This window comes from Variovorax sp. P4_D9, from assembly GCF_056401695.1.
Genome location: NZ_JBFUIU010001031.1, coordinates 1 through 2,741, shown reverse-complemented (window position 1 = coordinate 2,741; position 2,741 = coordinate 1). Strand labels below are relative to the sequence as shown.

3 protein-coding genes are annotated in these 2,741 nt (G+C 67.5%); all 3 read right to left on the bottom strand.

What is annotated here, in order from left to right; genetic code table 11:
- Positions 1–1,278 (bottom strand): hypothetical protein (locus tag AC1DY5_RS50420; RefSeq protein WP_478121812.1); only part of this gene is annotated, 1,278 nt, incomplete at its 3' end.
- Positions 1,275–2,456: a glycosyltransferase family 4 protein gene (locus tag AC1DY5_RS50415; RefSeq protein ID WP_478121811.1), complete on the bottom strand. Its 1,182-nt coding sequence runs from the start codon at positions 2,454–2,456 to the stop codon at positions 1,275–1,277. The genes AC1DY5_RS50420 and AC1DY5_RS50415, both read right to left, overlap by 4 nt.
- Positions 2,453–2,741 (bottom strand): LbetaH domain-containing protein (locus AC1DY5_RS50410; protein ID WP_478121810.1); only part of this gene is annotated, 289 nt, incomplete at its 5' end. The genes AC1DY5_RS50410 and AC1DY5_RS50415, both read right to left, overlap by 4 nt.

Below are 2,741 nucleotides of genomic sequence, written 5' to 3'. Positions count from 1 at the left end.
TGCCAGCATGATGCCGAGCAGGCCGTGCGCCGTGAGCTGCCCGATCGCCGACCAGGTCAGGATGGCGAGCGACACGACCGCCCACAACAGGATCGGGTACGCAGAGTGCAGGCGGGAGGACAGTCGCCAGCTCTTGCCGATGCCGACGACGATGACCGCCACCTTGAAGGCGGTGAACACGTAGCCGATCAAGCCGCCTTCGAGCAGGACGCGGCTGGCCTCGACTTCGGCCAGCGCGAAGGCGCCGGTGCTGCCGGTGCGGGTATAGGTGGCCAGGTTGGAGCCCAGGCCGATGCCGTACCCGAGCCAGGAGAATTGATCGTACGCAGAGGCTTGACCGAGGAAGATGATGAGTACGCGGCCCCAGAAGTCCTCGACCTCGGAGGCCTCCTGGAAACGCTGTTCGGTCACCGTGATCGCGCCGCTGAAGGCAAAGAACAGCACCGCAAGCAGTACCAGCCCGGCGACGACGCCCACGACGGCCCTGGCCTTGGCCTTGCCCTGCGCCAGCCAGAGCCGGCCGACGAAGTAGCCCGCGATCATCAGGCCCGACAGAACGACGGCGGTGCGCGATCCGCTCACCATGCTCGAGATGATGAAGGCGGCCAATACCACCGCCGCGAACAGAGTCTGAAACGGGGTCCGCTTTCGCGCCTCGGCAAACGCGAACACCAGCGGCGTCACGAGCGCCAGGTAGGTCGTGAAGCCGGCCGTGAAGCTGAAAGTGCCGGTGGTCCGGACGACGCCGGCAATCGCCAGGAAGACGTCGGTCTCGTCGCCATCGATCTGGCTGTTGATGCGCGCGCCCGGCGGCGAATAATGCTGCAGCACGGCCAGCGGAGCCATCAGCAGCAAGCTCCCGACGACGACCCTCATCGCAGCCCGATAGTCGGCCTCGTTCATCGTGGCGGCGGCGGCCACGCCGAACCAGATGTACAGCAGCCAGAAGCGCAGCCCGATCAGCAGCACGGTGGGCGAACTCTCTCCGCCAACGAGTTGCAGCAGGCCCCAGGCAATGACCAGGCACGACCACACGAGCAGCGCCTGGGTGATAGCCTTCTGCCGCTGCAGCGCGCCCTTGCGCAGGGCATAGGCGATCACGTAGATCGCCAGCAGGTCGCGTACCAGCAGCAGCGGCAGCGTGACTGACGAACTCACCCATTTCCGGACCGCCCCCTCCAGCACGATGATGAGGAACACCGCGATGAAGGCTTTACCCGCCCGCGTCAGCGACGATTGCCGCGCCGGCGCATGGGAATAGGAGGCAACTGTACTCATTGAACAAATTCCTCGAACAACTCTCCTGCGCGGCGTCGATAGCTGGCCCACGAGAACGCCTCTCCGGACTGGCGGGCGATGGCGCGGGCAGCATGCAACTGCGCCGGGCTTCGAGCCAACTCCCGCAGCAGCGTATGCAATGGCTCGACCTCCGGCTGGACGATCCAGCCACTGCCTGGATAGGCCTCGATCATCGCCTTGGCGCCGGTGTTCGTCGAGACCACCGCGGGTGTTCCGCAGGCCATCGCCTCGGCGACCACCATGCCGAACGAGTCGAAGCGCGAAGGCAGCAGCAGGCAGTCGGCACGCGCGAGGATCGAGAACAGCTCGCCCTGCGGCACGCTTGGCGTGTGGCGGGCATTGGGCGTGGCGAGCACGGCGCTCAGCAACTCGGCGTCGGCGACACCGCCGACGAACTCCAGGTCGTAGGCGATGCCCTCGGCATGCAGCCTTCGGAAGGCGGCGACGATGCTGTCGATCGACTTCAGCCGGCTCAGCGCGCCGGCGAAGACGAAGCGCGGTGGACCGTCGTGGGCCTGCCACGCCGGCAGGCCCTGCGGCAGCTCCGCGCCCAGCAGCATCGGCCGGACCTTGTCGGCCGGCACGCCGTTGGCCGTGTAGCTTTCCGCCGCCAGCGGGGAGCAGGTCAGGATCAGGTCGGCCAAGCGAATCTCCTCGTCCTTGCGGCGGTTGATCTCGGGCGTGTAAGGGGTTTCGCTCACGCCCAGCAGCCGGGCGGCGGTCTTGTGGTGGAAGGCGGCCGCATCCAGCACGCAGCGCGCGCCGACCGCCTTGGCCGCCTGGAAGGTGTGATAGGCCGAGTTTTCGTAGGCGACCACGACTTTCGGCCTGAACTGCAGTATCTGCTGCGCGGCCCAGCGGTCGAACCAGTGGAAGATGCGGTGCATGGTGTCCGAGCCCGGAGCGCCGAAGGGGACCGACTTCGACAAGCGCATGGCAAGCTGGAAGCGGGCCGGATGGCGTCGCAGCGAGCGGGGGATCTGGACCTTGCGGACCTTCGCGCGGTAGTCGGCGGGCAACCACCACGGCAGCGCTTCGCCGTCTGCCACCACCGGCACGCCGGACCAGTAGGACTGCAGCAGCGAGCGCTCGTGCAGCGCCAAGGCGAGCTGGTGCGAGTGCTGCAATCCGGGATGCGTGACCAATACCGGCGTCATGGACGCGGCTCGACGCCGTGGACGGGCGAATTCGCCGGACTTGCCGGATCGGCGCGGCGTCCGATCCATGCCTCAAAGGGCGGGAGCAGGGCGACCGGGTCGTAGCAGAGGTCGGCAGGGCGTGCGTTCAAGCGAATGACGGCCGGGTTGCCGATCGCAACGGCCAGCGGCGGCACGTCCTTCGCGACCACCGCGCCCGCGCCCACGACTGCGCCGTAGCCGATCGTGACACCGGGCAGGATGGTTGCGCCGACAGCGATCCAGGCGTAGTCCTCGATGTGCACG